This is a genomic window from Zobellella denitrificans (assembly GCF_002237365.1).
Classification (GTDB): domain Bacteria; phylum Pseudomonadota; class Gammaproteobacteria; order Enterobacterales; family Aeromonadaceae; genus Oceanimonas; species Oceanimonas denitrificans.
In genome coordinates, this window is the sequence record NZ_NMUO01000069.1 from 1 (window position 1) to 21,173 (window position 21,173).

At 60.3% G+C, this 21,173-nt stretch carries 14 protein-coding genes and 2 CRISPR repeat arrays; of the genes, 1 reads left to right on the top strand and 13 read right to left on the bottom strand.

Annotation, left to right across the window (positions count from 1 at the left end; all coding sequences use genetic code 11):
• Positions 1-92 precede the first annotated feature (92 nt).
• The gene (locus CGX12_RS13815; protein WP_254918300.1) at positions 93-488 is read right to left on the bottom strand and encodes a septal ring lytic transglycosylase RlpA family protein; all 396 of its coding nucleotides are present in this window, start codon (positions 486-488) and stop codon (positions 93-95) included.
• Between the two features lie 19 nt (positions 489-507).
• Positions 508-849 (bottom strand): DUF4144 family protein, encoded by a 342-nt coding sequence (locus tag CGX12_RS13820; protein WP_094040453.1) that lies wholly within the window; start codon positions 847-849, stop codon positions 508-510.
• A 247-nt stretch (positions 850-1,096) separates the two neighbouring features.
• Between CGX12_RS13820 and CGX12_RS13825 the strand changes: the two genes are divergently transcribed.
• Positions 1,097-1,666, top strand: a complete 570-nt coding sequence (locus CGX12_RS13825; protein WP_254918301.1) for a hypothetical protein — start codon at positions 1,097-1,099, stop codon at positions 1,664-1,666.
• A gap of 70 nt (positions 1,667-1,736) precedes the next feature.
• On the opposite strand, the gene CGX12_RS13830 is transcribed toward CGX12_RS13825, so the two are convergent.
• The 11 genes from CGX12_RS13830 to CGX12_RS13880 form a co-directional block, all read right to left on the bottom strand.
• Positions 1,737-1,985: a PA2433 domain-containing protein gene (locus CGX12_RS13830; RefSeq protein WP_094040455.1), complete on the bottom strand. Its 249-nt coding sequence runs from the start codon at positions 1,983-1,985 to the stop codon at positions 1,737-1,739.
• Between the two features lie 658 nt (positions 1,986-2,643).
• Positions 2,644-3,172: direct repeats of the CRISPR family, unit length 29 nt; unit sequence CGGTTTATCCCCGCGCCTGCGGGGAACGG.
• Between the two features lie 91 nt (positions 3,173-3,263).
• A CRISPR array of direct repeats spans positions 3,264-9,821; the repeat unit is 29 nt; unit sequence CGGTTTATCCCCGCGCCTGCGGGGAACGG.
• Positions 9,822-9,905: 84 nt separating this feature from the next.
• Entirely contained in the window at positions 9,906-10,199 is a 294-nt protein-coding gene (gene cas2e, locus CGX12_RS13835; protein ID WP_094040456.1) for a type I-E CRISPR-associated endoribonuclease Cas2e, read from the bottom strand.
• Positions 10,200-10,201: 2 nt separating this feature from the next.
• On the bottom strand, positions 10,202-11,119 hold the full coding sequence (gene cas1e, locus CGX12_RS13840) for a type I-E CRISPR-associated endonuclease Cas1e (protein WP_094040457.1): 918 nt from the start codon (positions 11,117-11,119) through the stop codon (positions 10,202-10,204).
• 29 nt (positions 11,120-11,148) lie between these two features.
• On the bottom strand, positions 11,149-11,976 hold the full coding sequence (gene cas6e, locus CGX12_RS13845) for a type I-E CRISPR-associated protein Cas6/Cse3/CasE (RefSeq protein WP_094040458.1): 828 nt from the start codon (positions 11,974-11,976) through the stop codon (positions 11,149-11,151).
• 1 nt (position 11,977) lies between these two features.
• Entirely contained in the window at positions 11,978-12,712 is a 735-nt protein-coding gene (cas5e, locus tag CGX12_RS13850; protein ID WP_094040459.1) for a type I-E CRISPR-associated protein Cas5/CasD, read from the bottom strand.
• 9 nt (positions 12,713-12,721) lie between these two features.
• Positions 12,722-13,756, bottom strand: a complete 1,035-nt coding sequence (gene cas7e / locus CGX12_RS13855; RefSeq protein WP_094040460.1) for a type I-E CRISPR-associated protein Cas7/Cse4/CasC — start codon at positions 13,754-13,756, stop codon at positions 12,722-12,724.
• A gap of 15 nt (positions 13,757-13,771) precedes the next feature.
• On the bottom strand, positions 13,772-14,383 hold the full coding sequence (gene casB, locus CGX12_RS13860; RefSeq protein ID WP_217898180.1) for a type I-E CRISPR-associated protein Cse2/CasB: 612 nt from the start codon (positions 14,381-14,383) through the stop codon (positions 13,772-13,774).
• Entirely contained in the window at positions 14,380-15,975 is a 1,596-nt protein-coding gene (casA, locus tag CGX12_RS13865) for a type I-E CRISPR-associated protein Cse1/CasA (protein ID WP_094040461.1), read from the bottom strand. The genes casB and casA overlap by 4 nt, the downstream gene beginning before the upstream one ends.
• A complete protein-coding gene (locus CGX12_RS13870; protein WP_094040462.1) occupies positions 15,972-18,704 on the bottom strand; it encodes a CRISPR-associated helicase/endonuclease Cas3 in 2,733 nt (910 codons plus the stop codon). Before CGX12_RS13870 ends, casA begins: the two co-directional genes overlap by 4 nt.
• Before the next feature lie 94 nt (positions 18,705-18,798).
• Complete coding sequence (locus CGX12_RS13875; protein ID WP_094040463.1) at positions 18,799-19,635, bottom strand: helix-turn-helix transcriptional regulator; 837 nt, start codon at positions 19,633-19,635, stop codon at positions 18,799-18,801.
• A gap of 207 nt (positions 19,636-19,842) precedes the next feature.
• Complete coding sequence (locus tag CGX12_RS13880) at positions 19,843-20,787, bottom strand: nuclease-related domain-containing protein (RefSeq protein ID WP_094040464.1); 945 nt, start codon at positions 20,785-20,787, stop codon at positions 19,843-19,845.
• Between the last annotated feature and the right edge of the window lie 386 nt (positions 20,788-21,173).

Sequence of the window (21,173 nt, forward strand, 5' to 3'; positions counted from 1 at the left end):
GATTGGCGTCGCCCGCCTGCTGGCCGGCGGCCATGGCGTGCCGCAACAGGCGCGGGACTGGCCCCGGCCCGTGGCCTACAACGCCCTCAGCCTTATTCCAGCAGCTCCAGCCGCACCGGCGCCACCCCGGCCCGCAGCATGTTGAGCTCGCGCGCCGCCTGCTCCGACAGGTCGATCACCCGCCCCCGGGCATAGGGGCCCCGGTCGTTGATGCGCACCACCACCGAACGCTGGTTGTTGAGGTTGGTCACCCGCACCCGGCTGCCGAAGGGCAGCGTCTTGTGGGCGGCGGTGAGGGCGTTTTTATCGAAACGCTCGCCGTTGGCGGTTTTACGGCCATGGTGGGGCTGGCCGTAAAAGGAGGCCTTGCCTTCGATTTGATAGCTGGGCGCCAATGGTTCGGGCACCGGCTCGGGATCGCTGCTGCAGGCCTGCACCAGCAACAGCACCGGCAGCCACCACAGCCAGCGCAGATAACTTGCTTTCACCACTCTACCTCGTTGTTCGTTATTGCTGATCCAGCCAGGCCACCAGTGCCACCGCCTCGGCGGGGGTCGTTACCCTCAGCTTGGGGATACAGCAGATACCGAGCCGGGCGGCATGGGCGCGCAGGCTCTCGTTCAGGGCAGGGACGGATATTAACCGCAGTTGCCGTTGCCAGTACAGACTGCCGTCGTCCCGCTGCGACAAAAGATGCAGCCGCCCCTCGCCGTCGATCAGCCCGTCCCCCGCGTGGGGATGGTGGGCCTCGCAGTCGTCCGCGTTTTCCACCCAGGCATAGCCGTGGCCGTCCGCAAACTCGATGATCGCCGGCCAGGCGATGGGAGAGGATTGCTCAAGATCCGTCATTTTCAACCACGCTCGCTGTTTGCCGGCCCGCCATCGGCGGTTGCCAGGGCCCCTGCCGGCCACTATACCTAAGATGTTGCATCCCCATTAGCGCCTGTTTGCGATCTTTGTACTTTTGCCTGTAGGCGCCCGTTTACTTTTACCTGTAGACGCCCATTTACGTGGCGCAAAGCGGCAAACGGCAAGGTAGCCAGGAGCTTAGAGCCCGACCACCTTGGCCAGCACCAACAACCTCCCCAAGGAGTCTATGATGAACCTCTTGTCCCCTCTTCCCCAAACAGGCCTGGGCCTGCTGCTGCTCGTGCTGTGCGGCCCGGCCCTGAGTGCCACCCCGGAAGAAAAAATCGCCAGCGCCATGAGCGCGGCCCCGCCCTCGGTCAGTGCCGCCGCCACCATCCTCGACTGGCCGGACAACATGGCCGACCCCATGCCCGAACTCAGGGCCGGCAGCAACGGCTGGGTTTGCCTGCCGGACATGCCCGCCAGCCCGGGCAATGACCCCATGTGCCTGGACGACGTCTGGATGGGCTGGCTGCACGCCTGGATGACCAAGACCCCTCCCAAAATAGACAAGATGGGCTTTGGCTACATGTTGCAGGGCGGTACCCCCGAAAGCAACACCGACCCTTACGCCGCCGGCCCCGCCGACGACAACGAATGGATCACCGAGGCGCTCCCCCACCTGATGATACTGGTGCCCGATGCCGCCATGCTCGATGCCCTGCCCCACCAGCACGACAACGGCGGCCCCTGGGTGATGTGGCGTGACACCCCCTACGTCCATATCATGGCCCCCATGCCGCGCCATACCCCCTGAGCCGGCGGTACAAAACGTAAAAAAGCCCCGCGAGCACCGGCTCGCGGGGCTTGCTTGCCCTTGTTTCTCGTTACATACCCAGTATTTTCTTGGCCTCGGACAGCAGGCGCATCGACTCGTCGTGATCCCCCGCATTATGCCGGGCCTCGCCCTCGGCCCTGAGCTCGGCCACCCTGGCCGCATCTTCCGCCGACAACATCGGCATTTCCTCCAGCTTGGCATCGATCGCCCGCATCACGCCCGGACAGCCATGGGCCAGGGCTGCCCCGCTCGCCAGCAACAATACCCCGGCCAGCAGGGTAGATATCAAGGAACGCATACGTACTTCCTCCAGTGACTTATCGCCTATTAAGGGTAGTGCAGTATCCAGCAGACCGAATCCGCCCCGCACCGCACGCACGCCGCCTTGACTGGCCGGCAGACACCGCCTTGCGCGGATTTACACCTTCCCGCCGGAGCGCAGGCGGCCCGCCTGCCTTCCCGCGCAGCGGGAAACAGGGGGTAGACCACCATGCAGACGGGCCGCCCTCTGCGGAAAACAAGCATGCCGCGTGCAGCCCTCCCGGCGGAAGACAAGCCCCGCGCTCCATGCGACAAGATTCGGCTGGATTATCCCCACGCCTGCGGGAAATGGGACCTGGATACAGCGCACCGGCACCGACGGTACAGATTATCCCCGCACCGGAGGTGAACGAACCGCCGCAGCAACCGATGGTTTACAACTCAACCCGGCGCCGTACGCCCGCCGCCTTGACTGGCAGGCAAACACCGCCTTTCGCAGATTTTCGCCTTCCCGCCGGAGCGCAGGCGGCCCGCCTGCCTTCCCGCGCAGCGGGAAACATTCTGTGGCGGCAGCGAGATATGGGTAACCCATGCTGCGCCGGGCCCTTCTCCCTGCAGACCCGGGCGGACAAGCCCGCCGTGTCCAGCCCTCCCGGCGTAGAACAAGACCCGCACTCCATGCAACAAGATTCGGCTGGATTATCTCCACGCCTGTGGGGAACGGGTCGATATGGCCGTTCAGCCCCAGATCCCACACCGGTTTATCCCCGCGCCTGCGGGGACCTGCGGGGAACGGCTGGCTGCAGGCACCCGGGTGGCGCGCATCACCGGTTTATCCCCGCGCCTGCGGGGAACGGATTTGCCGGCCGGGCTGGTCGTTGTTGGGGCCCGGTTTATCCCCGCGCCTGCGGGGAACGGGACAAACGCGATACTGGTGGTTTCCTCTACAACGGTTTATCCCCGCGCCTGCGGGGAACGGGGTCATGCCGCTCATGATGTCGATCTCATATGCGGTTTATCCCCGCGCCTGCGGGGAACGGGGCGCCGGCATGGATCAGGGTGATTTCGACGCCGGTTTATCCCCGCGCCTGCGGGGAACGGGTAGTTGTTGTAAAGCTGGTTTTTGACGGCGGCGGTTTATCCCCGCGCCTGCGGGGAACGGCAGGCCATGCAAGTGGGCGTAATCCAAGTGGGCGGTTTATCCCCGCGCCTGCGGGGAACGGACGAGCAAATCAAGGAGGTGCTATACCGCCAACGGTTTATCCCGCGCCTGCGGGGAACGGTAGAAGCAACAGAGCCCGGAGAATGGGCTCTGCGGTTTATCCCCGCGCCTGCGGGGAACGGGGGGTGCCGAAAACAACGCTGTGCAGCATCGACGGTTTATCCCCGCGCCTGCGGGGAACGGCAGAGCGAACTCGTCGAGCACCCGGCCGCCGCGGGTTTATCCCCGCGCCTGCGGGGAACGGCCCATCACGGGCGTGGCAGACTATCACGCAAACGGTTTATCCCCGCGCCTGCGGGGAACGGCTGTTTTCCATCTCCGGGGTACGCAGCTACGCCGGTTTATCCCCGCGCCTGCGGGGAACGGTGCTCACGCAGCTCCGGCGGCAGGCTGTAAACCGGTTTATCCCCGCGCCTGCGGGGAACGGTATTCGGCTATGGGCCTGAACATGGATCACATCGGTTTATCCCCGCGCCTGCGGGGAACGGCCCTTTTTCTTTCCGGCGCGGCGGATCAAGCCCGGTTTATCCCCGCGCCTGCGGGGAACGGACCTCCAGCCACTCCCTGATTTCGTTGGCCACCGGTTTATCCCCGCGCCTGCGGGGAACGGTCCTGGATTTGCAACGCGATATCCCAACCATGCGGTTTATCCCCGCGCCTGCGGGGAACGGTACGCAGCCGGGCGCGGTGAGTCTGAACCTGACGGTTTATCCCCGCGCCTGCGGGGAACGGGTCTATTGGCGGTTGGCCCGTCAGTACCCGCACGGTTTATCCCCGCGCCTGCGGGGAACGGATTACTACGAGCTGATGCGCTACGCCGACCACCGGTTTATCCCCGCGCCTGCGGGGAACGGCTGCCCGTTTCCAGCTCCCAGGTGGAAACCAACGGTTTATCCCCGCGCCTGCGGGGAACGGCTCGAAGGCATCAAGGCCGAGCTGACCATCAGCGGTTTATCCCCGCGCCTGCGGGGAACGGAGCAGGTGGCATACCTGGAAGCCGCCGAAAAACGGTTTATCCCCGCGCCTGCGGGGAACGGGAATCGAACAGCTACAGGCGCTACTGGACGACCGGTTTATCCCCGCGCCTGCGGGGAACGGGACCAGCTTCTCGCGTTCGGCGGCGGCTTCTGCGGTTTATCCCCGCGCCTGCGGGGAACGGGTACTGCTCAAGTACCGCAGAGGCCGGCAGCCCGGTTTATCCCCGCGCCTGCGGGGAACGGAGGGTGCCGTCGACGTTGATCACCGCAATATCCGGTTTATCCCCGCGCCTGCGGGGAACGGCCCGGCGTTATGATGTTAATACTGATAGTTGCCGGTTTATCCCCGCGCCTGCGGGGAACGGATTGCCACCTCCGAGCGGGACATGGCCTACAACGGTTTATCCCCGCGCCTGCGGGGAACGGTTTATCGCCGCGCCCGACCACGACAAGGCCGGCGGTTTATCCCCGCGCCTGCGGGGAACGGGAAGGACATGTGGGAAAGGGGCCAACCAGCCCCGGTTTATCCCCGCGCCTGCGGGGAACGGGTTCGCGGTAGCCGGCGATTTTACGGTGTTGGTGGTTTATCCCCGCGCCTGCGGGGAACGGCGATTTGGATTATCAGGCATGCCGCAATATTACGGTTTATCCCCGCGCCTGCGGGGAACGGACCGTGAGACTGCCCAGGGTCAGGCGGATTATCGGTTTATCCCCGCGCCTGCGGGGAACGGATGGATGCCGTGTGGGTAGTCCTCGCTGATGACGGTTTATCCCCGCGCCTGCGGGGAACGGCGCATCTCCTCCCCGCGCCCTGGTAGACCATTCGGTTTATCCCCGCGCCTGCGGGGAACGGGCGGTGCCGCGCATGTTGGTGATGCGGAATTGCGGTTTATCCCCGCGCCTGCGGGGAACGGCGCGGTAGCGAAAACTATCCTCAACCAGATCGCGGTTTATCCCCGCGCCTGCGGGGAACGGCTGGGTTACGGCGCCTCCCTGCTGATAACCTACGGTTTATCCCCGCGCCTGCGGGGAACGGCAGATCGCCTACCGCCAGGGTGCCGGTGCCGACGGTTTATCCCCGCGCCTGCGGGGAACGGGGAGCAACTGCCGGACGCTTCCGAAACCATGACCGGTTTATCCCCGCGCCTGCGGGGAACGGCGGCTCAACATCATTGCGCACAGATTGCAACGCGGTTTATCCCCGCGCCTGCGGGGAACGGTGATGCGTTTTTCTCTCCGGATGAGCAGTCCGCGGTTTATCCCCGCGCCTGCGGGGAACGGGGCTCCATCCGCGACAGCAGCCGCTCAACCTCCGGTTTATCCCCGCGCCTGCGGGGAACGGATAATCCATTGGTGGAAAAATCACATTGTGCGCGGTTTATCCCCGCGCCTGCGGGGAACGGACCAGCGGTTATCGCAACGCTCATAATGCCCGCGGTTTATCCCCGCGCCTGCGGGGAACGGCTTATTTTTCATGATCTTGCAGTAGGAATCGGCGGTTTATCCCCGCGCCTGCGGGGAACGGAACGAAGTCACCACCCTAATCCGGTCCAGCGGCGGTTTATCCCCGCGCCTGCGGGGAACGGGCCTCGGCCTTGGCCTTGTCGGCCTCGGCGGCCGGTTTATCCCCGCGCCTGCGGGGAACGGCTGCTGGTCACCAACTGGGGCGAGATCACCGGCGGTTTATCCCCGCGCCTGCGGGGAACGGTCGGCTTTCCGGGCCTCGGCGGCCTCGGCCGCCGGTTTATCCCCGCGCCTGCGGGGAACGGGTCAAAAACCTGGGGCCGGCGGCCTTGGCGGACGGTTTATCCCCGCGCCTGCGGGGAACGGCGAACATTGGTCATCCTCCCACTGGCCTATTGCGGTTTATCCCCGCGCCTGCGGGGAACGGAATCGCCAAAGCGAAATATTTCATTGTGAGCCCCGGTTTATCCCCGCGCCTGCGGGGAACGGTGTTGCAGGCGGTCGGCGCCGGCGTGAGTGCCCGGTTTATCCCCGCGCCTGCGGGGAACGGGAGCTGACCAAAGACACCCAAGCACGTTACATCGGTTTATCCCCGCGCCTGCGGGGAACGGGGATCCACATCCCATACCGACTCGCAATAATGCGGTTTATCCCCGCGCCTGCGGGGAACGGCCAACCGCTGCGTTGAACTCGTCCTGGCTGATCGGTTTATCCCCGCGCCTGCGGGGAACGGTCTGCGCCGATGGGTTGAGATGTTGTCCACTCCGGTTTATCCCCGCGCCTGCGGGGAACGGGAGCCAATGGTGCCAGCCATCAATGCAGGTTCCGGTTTATCCCCGCGCCTGCGGGGAACGGCGACGTCATATAGAAATCCAGCGGTAATCAACCGGTTTATCCCCGCGCCTGCGGGGAACGGAGATGCACAAGCAGTAACTGAACTCGCCACAACGGTTTATCCCCGCGCCTGCGGGGAACGGTGCCGCCAGACTCTTCTACGAATCTGGCAATCCGGTTTATCCCCGCGCCTGCGGGGAACGGGCGGTTTTGACCGCTATGGCGATCGCACGGGCCGGTTTATCCCCGCGCCTGCGGGGAACGGCTGTACCACCAGGTATCGTTGCGCACGCTCGCCGGTTTATCCCCGCGCCTGCGGGGAACGGCGATATTCCCAATAAATCGACCTACAGTTTTCCGGTTTATCCCCGCGCCTGCGGGGAACGGCAGCAGTTCGGGCTGGCCCATGTAGTAGTCGGCGGTTTATCCCCGCGCCTGCGGGGAACGGGACAGCGTACTGTCTGCCGCTGCAGTCATGGCCGGTTTATCCCCGCGCCTGCGGGGAACGGTATACGAAAATTATCCTCAACGTTATCAGTAACGGTTTATCCCCGCGCCTGCGGGGAACGGGTCAAAGACCTGGGGCCGGCGGCCTTGGCGGACGGTTTATCCCCGCGCCTGCGGGGAACGGGGCGTTAACGGCCTTTCGGCCGTCCACTTCTGCGGTTTATCCCCGCGCCTGCGGGGAACGGTATACGAAAATTATCCTCAACGTTATCAGTAACGGTTTATCCCCGCGCCTGCGGGGAACGGAAAGCGGCCCTAAGATCCGCCGGGTTGAAGCCCGGTTTATCCCCGCGCCTGCGGGGAACGGCAGCATGTTCTGATAGAACAGTTTGGTATCGCCGGTTTATCCCCGCGCCTGCGGGGAACGGTTGGTGGATGGTGAGCGAGTACCAGGAACAGGCGGTTTATCCCCGCGCCTGCGGGGAACGGTCTGCCGCCACATAGCGGTCGACGAACTCAACCGGTTTATCCCCGCGCCTGCGGGGAACGGCGCTAATTACACCAGTTCTACTATTTCAGGTTCGGTTTATCCCCGCGCCTGCGGGGAACGGCGACGAAGGCTAATCTGAAAGACACGGAAGTACGGTTTATCCCCGCGCCTGCGGGGAACGGCTCCAAATCCCTACGGCGCCGGTTTAATGGACCGGTTTATCCCCGCGCCTGCGGGGAACGGCCCATGAAATGCGCCTGCATGCCGCTCCTAAACGGTTTATCCCCGCGCCTGCGGGGAACGGGCCTGTACCTGGGCGGCGCGTTCGGCCCGTACCGGTTTATCCCCGCGCCTGCGGGGAACGGACCAAGCCAGAAGGCATTCAGGCCGTTCAGCACGGTTTATCCCCGCGCCTGCGGGGAACGGGTCAAAGACCTGGGGCCGGCGGCCTTGGCGGACGGTTTATCCCCGCGCCTGCGGGGAACGGGCATTCTGGCGGAAAACCGCCCCAAAATACCGCGGTTTATCCCCGCGCCTGCGGGGAACGGATGGGTCTCGACGACGAAGCCCTGGCCACCTCCGGTTTATCCCCGCGCCTGCGGGGAACGGCCGCCCAGTATTTGGCCCACAGCAGCAGGTAGCGGTTTATCCCCGCGCCTGCGGGGAACGGGCCTATTCGTCGCCGATCATCTATCAGCCGACCGGTTTATCCCCGCGCCTGCGGGGAACGGTCGCTGCCAGCGGAGGTGGATTTTTCGGTCGGCGGTTTATCCCCGCGCCTGCGGGGAACGGCGCTATGGGAGGGTAGGCGAGTGGCCACAAATCGGTTTATCCCCGCGCCTGCGGGGAACGGATCTGCAAATTTTCGTATCGCCGGAACATCAGCGGTTTATCCCCGCGCCTGCGGGGAACGGGGTGAGCCGGCCCCGTATGCTCGATTTGCTCCCGGTTTATCCCCGCGCCTGCGGGGAACGGAGCTCAGACGTTGGCAGGTTGCGCCAGTCTCGCGGTTTATCCCCGCGCCTGCGGGGAACGGGCACCCACTAGGCCAAGGCGAGCGGGCTATCCCGGTTTATCCCCGCGCCTGCGGGGAACGGAAGGGGCTCAATGACGTGGTGCGCCGGCTGGGCGGTTTATCCCCGCGCCTGCGGGGAACGGACATGCCCGGTAGGGCATACAGACCGACGTCGCGGTTTATCCCCGCGCCTGCGGGGAACGGCGGCGCTGTGCCGTCTGCGCGCTCTCCCTGTCCGGTTTATCCCCGCGCCTGCGGGGAACGGATAATCCATTGGTGGAAAAATCACATTGTGCGCGGTTTATCCCCGCGCCTGCGGGGAACGGGACAGTCCAAACCATCTCCTGCAGGACCCCTCCGGTTTATCCCCGCGCCTGCGGGGAACGGTGGCGGAACTCCAGGTGCGGATTGTTGAACAGCGGTTTATCCCCGCGCCTGCGGGGAACGGTGCCGTTGCCAGTAGCCGCTGTACAAGTCGCGCGGTTTATCCCCGCGCCTGCGGGGAACGGTTCGGCACCGGCCACCGAGGCGGAGCGGATCACGGTTTATCCCCGCGCCTGCGGGGAACGGGCAATATTCGAGTCGGCCAGATACAGCTTTGACGGTTTATCCCCGCGCCTGCGGGGAACGGTATTCCCAAGGTGCCCGGTTGGCCACCACGCGCGGTTTATCCCCGCGCCTGCGGGGAACGGTCGAAGCAGTTCGTGTTACCCAAGCCCACCAACGGTTTATCCCCGCGCCTGCGGGGAACGGCTTCGCTTCTTAATCTATTGCTACTTTGTGGCCGGTTTATCCCCGCGCCTGCGGGGAACGGAGCTTTCTCGCAATGGCGACGTTGCTGTTATGCGGTTTATCCCCGCGCCTGCGGGGAACGGGTTTCGTTTGGTGCGCAAACGGGGTTGGAATGCGGTTTATCCCCGCGCCTGCGGGGAACGGTTACTCTTGCGATTAACGGGCTTATTAATCCGCGGTTTATCCCCGCGCCTGCGGGGAACGGGTCGCGGGGCGTGACCTCGCGGGTAGCAACCACGGTTTATCCCCGCGCCTGCGGGGAACGGGGTACGCCCGTCCAGAGTCGCCACAAACATCACGGTTTATCCCCGCGCCTGCGGGGAACGGGTTCGGCCAGGGGCTAAAGGGCATGCTGCAATCGGTTTATCCCCGCGCCTGCGGGGAACGGCTTGCGGGGGCATTTAATTACTTCATGATGCGCGGTTTATCCCCGCGCCTGCGGGGAACGGTGGGGTGGAGTGGCCTGAAAACTGCAATTTTGCGGTTTATCCCCGCGCCTGCGGGGAACGGGAGTTCGCCGACGAGGCTACGCAGTTTGATACCGGTTTATCCCCGCGCCTGCGGGGAACGGGGTGGCGGCGGTAAACCCGCCTGTACCGACAGCGGTTTATCCCCGCGCCTGCGGGGAACGGACTAAAGGTATATAACTGATTTAGTTGGCTTTTTCCAGGAAAGAAAAAGCCACCAATAATTCCGCTTTGTTAAAGATCACTAACTCATTGATTTTCAATAGGATAGAATGAGACCAACCGCAGACCATCCAGGTCCACCGGCATACGCCGGTTTTCGCCATGGGTTTGGAACTCAAAACCGGACTCGGTATTGGTCGCCCAGGCCATCACCACATTGCCTTGCTCGGCCAGTTCGGTGGTCTGCTCCCAAATCATCTCCCTGATACGCTTGGATACATCGCCCACATAAACCCCGGCCCTCACTTCCAGCAGCCACACCGCCAGGCGTCCTCTCAGGCGGGGCGGTACATTTTCGGTCACAACCACCAGCATGCTCATTGTCAGCCGCTCCTGTGTCCGTCTTCGCCCAGGGGCTTGGGTTCCGGGATGGCGATGGGCTGAGCATCCTTTGGCGGCGGTGGCGGCTCGATACCCCCTGCGGCCAGAACCTCTTCAACAAGGGGGATCAGCTTCGCCAGGGTATTACTGCTACGAAAAATGTCCCGGCAGGCAACACGTACTTCCCGATCGGGCTCGGCCGGGTGTTTACGCGCTATTTCAAAGGCCTTGGGAACGACGGTCTCGAACTTGATAATGTCGGCGATATCGTAAACAAAGGACAGGGGCTTGCCGGTGTGGATAAAACCGATGGCCGGCGCATATCCCGCCGCCAGAATGGCTGCCTCGGTAATGCCATAGAGACAGGCGGTAGCGGCGCTGATGCACTGGTTGACCTTATCCCCTTTGGCCCAGTCCTTGGGATCGTAGCGCCGACCGTTCCACTTCACCCCATACTGTTTGGCCAGCATGGCGTAAGTGGCCCGTACCCGACTGCCTTCAATCCCTCTTAGCTGATCTACCGAACGGCGACTTGGCGCTTCTTCGCCAAAGCGCAGCTCGAACATCTTGCGCACCACCTTTAGACGCAACTCTTCATCCAGTGCTAGCTTGGCCTGATAGAGCAGCTTGTCGGAACGGGCTCCTCCCGGCTGACCACTGGCGTAGAGTCTGACGCCCGTCTCGCCCACCCATACCAGCAAGGTGCCCACGGTCGCCGCCAACTTGGCAGCGGCGTGGGATACCCGGGTACCGGGCTCCAGCATGATGCAAGCTACCGAGCCCACGGGAATATGAGTACGCACACCGCTCTTGTCGATCAGCACAAAGGCACCGTCGAGCACATCGATTTGCCCATACTGCAAAAAGATCATGGATACCCTGTCTTTGAGCGGTATGGGCTTGAGGGGGATAAAGGCCATGGTGTCGGCTCCTGAATAATAACGGCGGGCTAAACCCGCCGGATCATCATCAATCCGCAGCCAAATGCCTTGGCCCGACCCACGCCTTGATAGAGGCTTGCAAGAAACACATCCGGCTCATCCACCACGAGGGTACCGCAGAGGTTAACAGAGCTGAACATAGCCCCGGCCTGCTTCCCTTTAATATCATGCTGCATATAGCCATCGGCTTGTAATCTATCGTCATTTTCCAGGCATCGGATCCCCATCTGCCTGCTGCGCTGTTGCCACCAGGCAAGCAATGCTTGCTCGGATATGGTTTTTAACGCCAGATCAATGGTTGACTGTCTGCCCAAGCGGGATGCCAGCTCACCACGGTAGCCGCCGCCTTCAATCACTGTTTTCCAACGTTCAATATCTTCATCAGATGCCAGGTCGAGCAACTGGTGCTTCAACTGCTTCTTGGTTCCCACCGCAGATAGGGAAAGCTGTTTTGCCTCCTTGAATAGCCAGTGCTGCTGGGCATCCATCAAGACATCGTGACGTTTACCCTGGCGGCACACGGTAGGGTTTACCCTGAGTTGGAAGCCCAATTCATCACCCGGCTTTAATTGGGGTGAAAATGACCGGCTTTCCACCTGAAACAACTGCTCTGTATTGTCCGGCTTTTCCTTGGAAAGCACATAAAACAGTGGCTCCCCCGATGGTGCCAAGCGTCCGTCGCTCTGTTCATGACGAAATAAAAAACCGCGTTTTTTCTCACTGGTAAAAAGATGCCAAAGCAACTGATGATGGCCGTAAACCCCCTTGCCCATGGCTTTTACCAGTTCGGCTCTGGCTTCCTGGCTGTTACCCAGTGTTACTCGGGATAGATACATGTCATTCCTCCACCAAGATCAGCTGATGCTCCTGACGAGCAGCAAATTGCCAAGGCATTCGGCTTATCGGCTCATCCCATACATTACGACTCTGCACCCCATCGTACGCCCCCAGATCATCGGCCATGCCCTGCCACAGATAGGTCACCGTCGAGCCCAAGTCCAACCAGCGCCGATCTTGCTCAAAACTGCCCAAGATGGGGGGAAACGACGAATCGAGCGCTGCTTTTAGCTCTGCTTCAATCAATAGAGGGGCCACCGGGGCAGCCAGTGGACATGCCTTACGACCCAGATAGGGGATAAATGCCGGTTTTGTTAACGCCCTTGCCAGAGCTTCCAGCGTGACCTCACTTTCTTGCTGTTGCCATACGGCAACCACCCAGTAGCCATCGCTGCGATAATCCCGGCTGGATAACACCGTATTCAGCTTATCCTTGTCCGTGCCCAGTTCATCTTTACGGGTATAAAAGGTGCGTTTTTTTTCCTGCGACGGCACCTGAGCCGTATGATAATCCCGCATCAGACCGCCGGATGAGTAGGCTTTGATGGCAATCCCAATACTGGCACGTAACGCATCAAGACGGCTGGCATCATCGCGTTTGATGCCCAATGCGGCGCCCAGTAAACCCAATACCGCCGAGCGGCTGGGAGCCAGACCCGAAGGCCTGTCTCCACCCACTGCCGCTTCACCCCAACTGGCCATGGGTCCATAAAGACGAAAAACCAGATATTGCATAACGCCTCCTCAGTCGGCGACAAACGCCTTGAGTTGCTCGAAGCTTCCCTCGCCTTCCAGAGCATTAACGGCATAACGGGCATCGGCGCAGGCACCATAGACCTTGTCGAAATTCTCGACCTGCCGTTGCAGTGCCCGCACTGCGTCCTCGGCCTGGTTTTCTCCGGCAATCGGTTTCAGGAAGGCAACGGACAGGGAGCGAGGTTGCTGCTCGCCTTTTTCGGCCAGTACATAAGAGGCGTAGGCCCGGGAAGCAAAACTGTTTTGCTTGCCCTTGGGCGACACTTTCACCGCGGCCTCCACCAGAGCGGCAATCGCCTTGTCGGCCAACGCCAGGTTACCGCCCAGGTTGTTGACCAACAGCTCTTTATCGATACAGATGTAGCTGTAGAACAAGGCGGCGGCGAAAGCGGCTTCACCGATATGGGAGGCGCCCAGATCCGTATCACCCCGGTTAAGATCGTCGACCGCGGTGAAGTAATCCTCCTCTACCGCCACCCCGTGCACACTGATGGCATGCGCGACCTGGCAGGCAGCTTCACAATTAAACTCGGGGGAAGAGGCCAGCATTCGGCCAAACATGGCAATGTCTACCGCCGTTGCATTACGGCGCAGCAAAGCAAGATCTTCTTTTTCCGGTGCCCTGTTTTCTTCGGCCAACGTCTTAACCAGCTGGTTAACCGCCTGTATCTCTTCGGGGCTGATATGGGCAAGCTGTTCAATCTCCAGGCTATCTTTTTTGTTCTTGCCAAACACCCCCGCAATCTCCGCGGCCCAAGCCTTGGCCTGCTTCTCGGCAACGCCCAGCTCAGTCAGCTGATTGAATACTTCAATTCCCAGCCGCTTGGTACGGGTACCGATATGCTCGCCCAGTGCCTGCTCAAATAGCTCGGAAATACGCCAATTACGCTTAAGGCTTTGCGAGCTGACCCTTAACCGTTCGGTACCCCCCATCCGGGCGGTTTTGGGGCGCCCCAGATCATCACGGTTCAGGTTGGAAGGTGCGTAAGAGGTCAGCAGGTGCAGTTGGATAAATTTACTCATGGTGATTCTCCTTGATTAATCTTTATTTTTTGCCAGCCCTGACTCGGCGGCCTGGTAATAATCCATCGCCCAGCGTACGGCGATCTTCTTGTCGGGCCGCAGTGTGGCCTGACCATAGTGCTCATCGAACCAATCCAGTATCCCCTTGGCCAATGAGACCACCCGGGTATGTCCGTTTACCTGCTTTATCAACCGGTGCAGCCGGCGATAAAACTCCTCCGCTGTTCTGGCCCCCTGCAATTGTTGAAAACGCAACTCACTGACCTTCGGCTTGTCGGTGTCGGGATCTATTTTCCCCAGGGAAGCCGCAAAGCTCTGGCTGCCATCCTGCTGCCTGACGTGACTCAATACGCCGGCCAGGGTGGCCCAGGCGAGCATGGACCAGGGCTTACGCTCCCGTACCGACTCTGGCAACCCCAGCCACAGGGCTCTGAAACCCTGGGTCATCAGTACCGCCTCCGGGGTCTCGGCCCGTTTCAACTCTGCCCGGTAGACGGTGGGGGCCGGCCTGATGTTCAAGGCCGCCAATTCCTGCTCGGACAACATCATGGCTTGCCACCAGCGCATCAATGCCACTTCACCGGCAAAGGATGGCTTCACCGTTACGGGTTGTTCAGTTGCTGTCATAACGCCTGCTCCCTGGTTAAGGTATCGAGTCGATAATCGTTGCTAAATTGCTTGATACGTTTACTGCCCGCCAACCAGCCACAGAGCTGACGCCGGGCGCGGATTTTTTTATACATATCCCGATCGGGATAAAGGTTGGAAAGCGCCAATTCATCAAACAACTCCCTGGCCTGGAATGATAGTGCCCGGAGCCAACGGCTGGCCGTCTCCGGCGTTAACCTGCCATCCGTTGTATTCAGCAGGGCTTTGACCATATGGAAAAAATCCCCCTGGGTCCGTTGCCAAAACTGTAAATCGATATGGCTGGTGTCACCCTTGGCATCGGCTGGCTTATCGAACCAGGCGGCCTTGATCTGGGTTCGGCAATGCCACAGCACCTCTTGCGCCAGGCTTTGCATGGCTTTAATCTCGCTCAGCAGAACGTCCCTTAGCTCAGGCTCCAGGCGGATCAGCGGAAATTCGCTGTTATACCAGCCCCTGGCCTTCATATTGTCCATATCAAAACCAAAGGCCCACAGCCTGGGCGCCTCCCCCCAGTCGAAATCGAAGAAGGCGGATTTTTCCCGTACAAAATCCTGCACCACCTTGGCCGGAAGGCTGCCTTCTTCCCTATCGACAAAGCTCAGGCTATGCCACTGCTTGTACTGAATTCCGCCGGGCTGTCCCTTGGTGGACAGATAGTCTTCATCCGGCTTTTTGGGATTAAAGCGGTAGTGGGTCAGCGGATGCTCCCAGCTACCCACATAGTTATTACCGTAATTGCTGGTGCGGTACTGTCGGCAAAGGCGGGGGCTGGACTTCAGGTTCAGTTGGCAAATGCCTTCCTGGTCCTCGAACAGCAAGCGAATTCGCCGGGGCATCGCCCAGAACATGGCAAGCGGATGCACCTCGTCGGCATAAATATCGCTGCCCTTGGCTTTACTGATGCAGGTCGGCCCCAGCCAGGGGAACAGCGCCACGCTCTGGTAGTCCGGATCATCGTATTCCCAGGACTCCCGGCTCTGTATATTCAGCCAGAGCTTTTGCCACAAACTGGCATCGTCCTCATGAGGCAGCACCAGGGTGGTCAAGGGCCCGCCACCTCGCAAACCGGTCCTGTGACCCTGGCCACCAGCAGGGGCGTTGATCTGCAGGGTAAACAGGGCCAGCGCAGCCATTTCCGGCGACAGAACCTCGGCCATGCCACGCTTGATAAAATGATCCGTGTTTAATTTGAGGGTATTACCCCCTGGGGCTTCGATCAGCAGGCCTGAGACAGGACCAGGGCTGGTACCGTCCAGCGGATCCAGATCCTGCATAAAACGCGGGCCGTCCCCATCCAGTTCAAAGGCATGCGCCACCTGCGCCAGGCTGGCAGCCAGAGCGTCCTTGCTGGGTGGCGATTGATAGCGTTCGTGCCAGTCATATTTGTCCTTGGGGGCCATCACCGTTTGCAGCAGGCCGATGGCAAACTGGTACGCCGCCCCATGAAAATCAGCCCTGGGCAAAGTAAAGTCCACCACCTCCGGGTCGACAATGGCGGAGATCGGCAACTGCCGCTCACTGCCATCCCTGAAGCGGTAGCTCAGCCAGGGAGCGGTTATCAAATTCATGTAACCTCCTTATTAGTCTCAAATACGCCCAGCTCCGTTGAATAACCGAATTGGGAATCTTGCTCAGGCAACCACGGTTGGAGAAATTTTGCCTGTCGGTATCGTTGCGAGATCGCGTCAAAAGCAGCTGCCAGCTGGCTGGGCAAAGGCGTCAACTTGTCGGCAAAACGTTGTTTGGCCAGTTTCACTATGCTGTTTTGAAGAGCATAGGGCTTCCCCTCGGCCCACAGTTGCAGCCGCCCTTGTGGATCGAGTTTCAGTACCAGCACCTGAACGGTTTCCCTGTCGACATAACGGGTACTGATCTCGATATTGTCATCGTGCCAGGCACGGGCACTGGTCTGGTTATAGCCCTTGCTCCACTCGATCAACTGACTCTTCGCCTGGGCAGCCTGACCGCGCATTTCGCCAAAATACTGGTCTTCTTTCTTCTTGAGCGTCTCCGGCATCCGCTCAAGAGCCTCCTCGCCGTAAACGGCTTCGATCAATGCTCTTGCCTCGCCAGGCATGCGAATAGCGCCCAATCGCCGTAATACCTGCATCCCCAGCCATAGCCGCCCGGGAGAACGATAGACATGTTCGGTGTTGGGTAACTGACTGAGCAGCCAGTCCGCGTCGGGCTGTTCCTGCCACTCGGGAGCATGAACAAGCAGCATGGGTGCCGGGCGCTCATCCTGCGCTTTATCGGTGCGATTTCCTGCCTGATCCCGTATATGCCGATGCAGGCGGCCGGCACGCTGGATAAGATCGTCAATGGGGCAGAGATCGGAGATCATCAGGTCGGCATCCGCATCCAGGCTCTCCTGAAAAACCTGGGTGGCTATCAAAACCTGGCCAAGGCGTTCGGCCTGTCCACCTTGCTTACCAAAAATGGACAACACCTTGTCTTCAATGGTCTTGCGATCCTTTAGGGTAAAACGGCTGTGAAATAGCGTCAGGGCTTCGGCAGATCCCAGCTGCGTTGCCAGCATTTGATAGGCACGAATGGCATCATCCACCGAGTTGCGGAGCCACACCACGCAATCACCCCGCTTCCGGGCAGCCAGGATCCGTGCCACACAATCCTGTTCGCTATGAACAAAAACCACCGCCAGTTCACGGCTGACGGCCGCCCGGGTGGCAACAGGGGTTTCTTCCAGCCCCCATTCGATACTGACCCGCGTTGCCAGCGGGAAGTCGTTTTTCTCCGGCAATAACATCGGCGTTACCCCGGCAGCCTGCTGCCAGATCCGGCACAACCGTTCCCGCTGACGTTGAGCCAGCGTTGCGGTCAGCAGAATGGCACTTCCCCCCTGGCGTAAATGGACCCGCAGCAGATCGTCGAGCAACTCAAACATAAATGTGTCCGCCGCATGCACCTCATCAAAAATCAGGATCTTCCGGTGCAAACCCAGCAGACGCAGGGGTTGATGTTTACGCGGCAAGACGGCCATCAATGCCTGATCGATGGTGCCCACCCCTACCGTTGCCAACAATGCCTTCTTGCGGGAATCGGCCAGCCAGTGGTTGCAATAGAGGCTGGCGGTATCGTCACCTTCCACATAAGCGGTATCGACAGTTTCGGTCGGCGTGAGCGCTTCGCGAAAAAGCTCGTTCATTTCCCTGGCACCGTGCGCCAGGACGATGCTGGGACAACCGCCATCCACCGACAACATCTGCCGATAATGGCCAGCCACTCGGGAAAACATGGCATTGGACGTTGCCATAGTGGGCAAACCGAAATAGAAGCCATCGGCTTCACCCTGCTGTAAAAGACGATGTGTCAGGGTCAAGGCCGCTTCCGTTTTGCCGGCTCCGGTCACGTCCTCAAGAATGAACAACTGCGGACCCGAAGCCAGGGGGACCGACTCCGCCCAGGCCTGTAGAGGGGTAGGCGAGAAACCAAAATGGGTTTGCACCGATGCAAACGGCTGTACCTTAACCGGCTTGGTCAGCTCGGTTGCTGCCAAGGCTCGTTGAGCCTTGTTTTTAGCCTGCAGCCAATACTCTGTAAGCGTGTAGCCACCCGCTTGATATTCAAAAAACGTCGTATCCGAGCCAATCCAGTCGCTTAAAATGGCGAGACCGGACAGATGCCAGCTTATCTGGCGCAAACGAGCCAGCCACTCCCTGTCGGCCATGTTTTGCTCTGGCCACTCAACATCCAGCAGCGCCGCACAATCGCGGATAAATTCACAGGCAGCGTCGATATCCGACTCGTGGCAATAATCCTTCATCATTTTCGGCTGGCTGCCCCAGTCGATGGGGTAGCCATGATGACCAAAAACCACGTCGAATAACGTATTGAGGCTATCGAGAGCCGGATTCACCCGGGCGAGATCGGTTTGTTTGAGGCCGATATCAGCTCCTGTAAGATGACGACCGCGACTGGCCTGCAACCAGAAAAAATACCCCAGACGATCATGTCGGGCCTGGCGACTGTCATAACCGGCCTTGGGTTGATGACGGACCAATGAGCTGCCGGTAAATTCGGCCAAATGCTGAAATGCCGACGCAAACTTGCCGAGATCGTGCAACATCAATGAGAAAGTAAATATCAACCTTAGTTGGCCGGGGGAGATATTCAGGAAATCGGCCAGATTTCTAGCTAAAGGCTTGTCATTATCCAGCAACCACCAGCCCACCGCCGCCACATCCAGGCAATGGTAAGGCAGCAGATGGTAATCGGCGCCAGGCTGTTGATCGTCTTTCCTGGCCTTGCCCCAATACTGGAAATAACTGGCACTCATCCTTTGCTCCTTCTTCTTGTTCTGCCTCTACTCTTGCCCATTTCCCCTCCCCCGCCAATCCTGTGCAAAAACACATGTCGCCTGGGTTTACAGATCAGAACAGCCACGGCTTAACCTCGTCGTGGTTGGCCAGGATCAGTTGCTGGGCGGCGGGGTTGCCGTCGAGCATTTTTACGCCTACCTGCATCTCGTTGAGCAGGTACTGGGCCAGGGCGGCGCGGGTGGGCAGGTGCAGTTCGCCCTCGGTCATGCCGTAGTCGTAGGCCAGGGCGGCTTGCTGCTCGGGGCTTAGACGGGGGTCGGGTTTGAGTATCAGGATGATGGTGGTATCCCAGGCGGTATCGTCGGGCAGGGGCGAGCGTTGTGAGCCTTCCGGGCTCGGCTCGCCGTGGAAGCGGCTCAGCACAAAATCCCGGTAGCCCTGGGCCTTTTCGCACCAGGCGCGCAGGTGCCAGCGCCGGCCGGTGTTGACGAAGCGGATCGGCACTATGATGCGGCCATCCCGGTCCGGCTTGCTGACGGCGCCATAGTCCACTTCCAGCCGCAGGCCTTGGCGCATGGCACCGATCAGCGGTCGTATCACCCTGGGGGCGACATTGCGCGGTGGCGGGGTGAGAATGGCGTGTTCCAGTCGATAACCGGGCTCAGCGGGCATGGCATGGGCGCGCTGGCCGCTCATCCAGTTGAGGTATTCGGTTACGTCATCGGAAATAAAGACAGGCTTGAAATTCGGTGTGGGCAAATGGCCCTTGCGTGAGGGGCAGTAATAAAACTGCCCGGGATTATCCTGCAGATACTGGTTGATGTCCTTGCTGGCCTGCTGCCGGCTCAGGCCAAAGAACTGCTGCAAATGGTTGGCGGTAAGCCGGCCTTCCCAGTAGGCGATCAGCTCCATCAACCAGTAACGGCGTTGGGGTTCGGTTTTTATCATGGCGTCCGTGCTTTTTTGTTTTTTGCCATTAAAGGCAGAGCCCGGGCCCGATATCAATCCCTAATTGGGCGGAGTGACCGGCTTTTGATCCCTATCAACAAAATCCGTCTGTCGGATAAAACGGCAAACGACATGGTAGCGGCGCCAAACTGCCAGCTGAAACGGCAACAACAATGCCATGTCGTCCAAGCCTGACCCAGTCTCCGTTCAATGGCTTCTTACCGGGCGGGATACGACCCGGTCCGCCCGCTCCCGGTCCACATCCCGCACCCTTTGAGCCACCTGATGGGCGATGGCCTGTACCTGGCCGAGTTCCAGCACGCCTGCATGCAGGGTAGGTAATTGCCTGGCCAGTTCGGTGGCGTTCATCACATAAGGGTCAGCCATGCGCTGTTTACGCTCCAGAAACCAGCCGGGCAGTACCAGCACGCCCGCCACCGGCACCTCGAAGCCGGTGGCTTCGCACAGCCACTTGCGCACGGCCTGGACGTTGCGTCGGGTCTGCTGCAACGGCTCCCGCTCGATACGATGGGGAAAATGGAGGGCGTCGCCTTCAATCCGAACCTTGAATTGCTTGTTACCCTTGTTGAGCGGCTTGGAGCGCCCCTTGGTTTCAACCACAAAAACGCCGTTGGGGTTGACCACCAGATGGTCGACATTGAAGCCCTCGAAAGGAATGTCATGGAATACCCGATAAGGCCGGTCGAGGGGACGGATAAGCTGCTCCAGTTCCTGGCCCACGGCACGTTCACAGGCATGACCCAGCCTGAGCACAGTTCGTGTTTTGACCAGCCTGACCGCCTTGCGAACATAGTAACCCACAAATAGCAGCAGTATGCCGGCCATAAGCAGGCCCTCCACCAGGCTGGGATAGCGGCCTTTCGCCAGTGTCTGCAGCAGCAATAGCATGGGGCCGGCTGTCATGAGCAATGGGATAATCGACAAACATTCCATCAGATCCCACTGGATATCGTCGAGCCGTTGCTGCAGTGAAAAACCGGGGGGACGCAGCAGATCGGACGTTAGCGGGGTCACACTGTGGCTGGCCTGTTTTTTCTTGATGTACTGGATAAACGCAACCAGCAACAGCAAAGGCACAAAAGCGCACGCCAGGAGCAAGCCAACCAGGTAGATCGGTGAAAGTAATTCCATCTGCCGTACTCCCTCCGTGGAAACATCACGCAGCCCCAAGTTTAGGCGATAATTCAGTCTATCTTTTCCACCACCCGGCAGCGGGGATAGGACACCTCCCCCGATCCGGCGGCCTTTGTCCGGCGACTAAAGCGCCGGCGACAATGCCTCTTGCTTCATGTATCCCTATTTCCACCGCGTCCATTTCAAGGGGCCAAAACGGTTCGGATTGGCATATGACAGCACAGGTTTAAAAAGGCTCTAGAGCGCCGATCAGTTTAAACGTGAGCAGTGCGATATCTCACCTGTAGGCGCCCGTTTACGTGGCGCAAACCTGCAAAGGGCGGGGAATGCGGAAATTGGGCATCCTTTCCCGCCGGTTTGTGCCGGTTCATGCCGGTTCATGC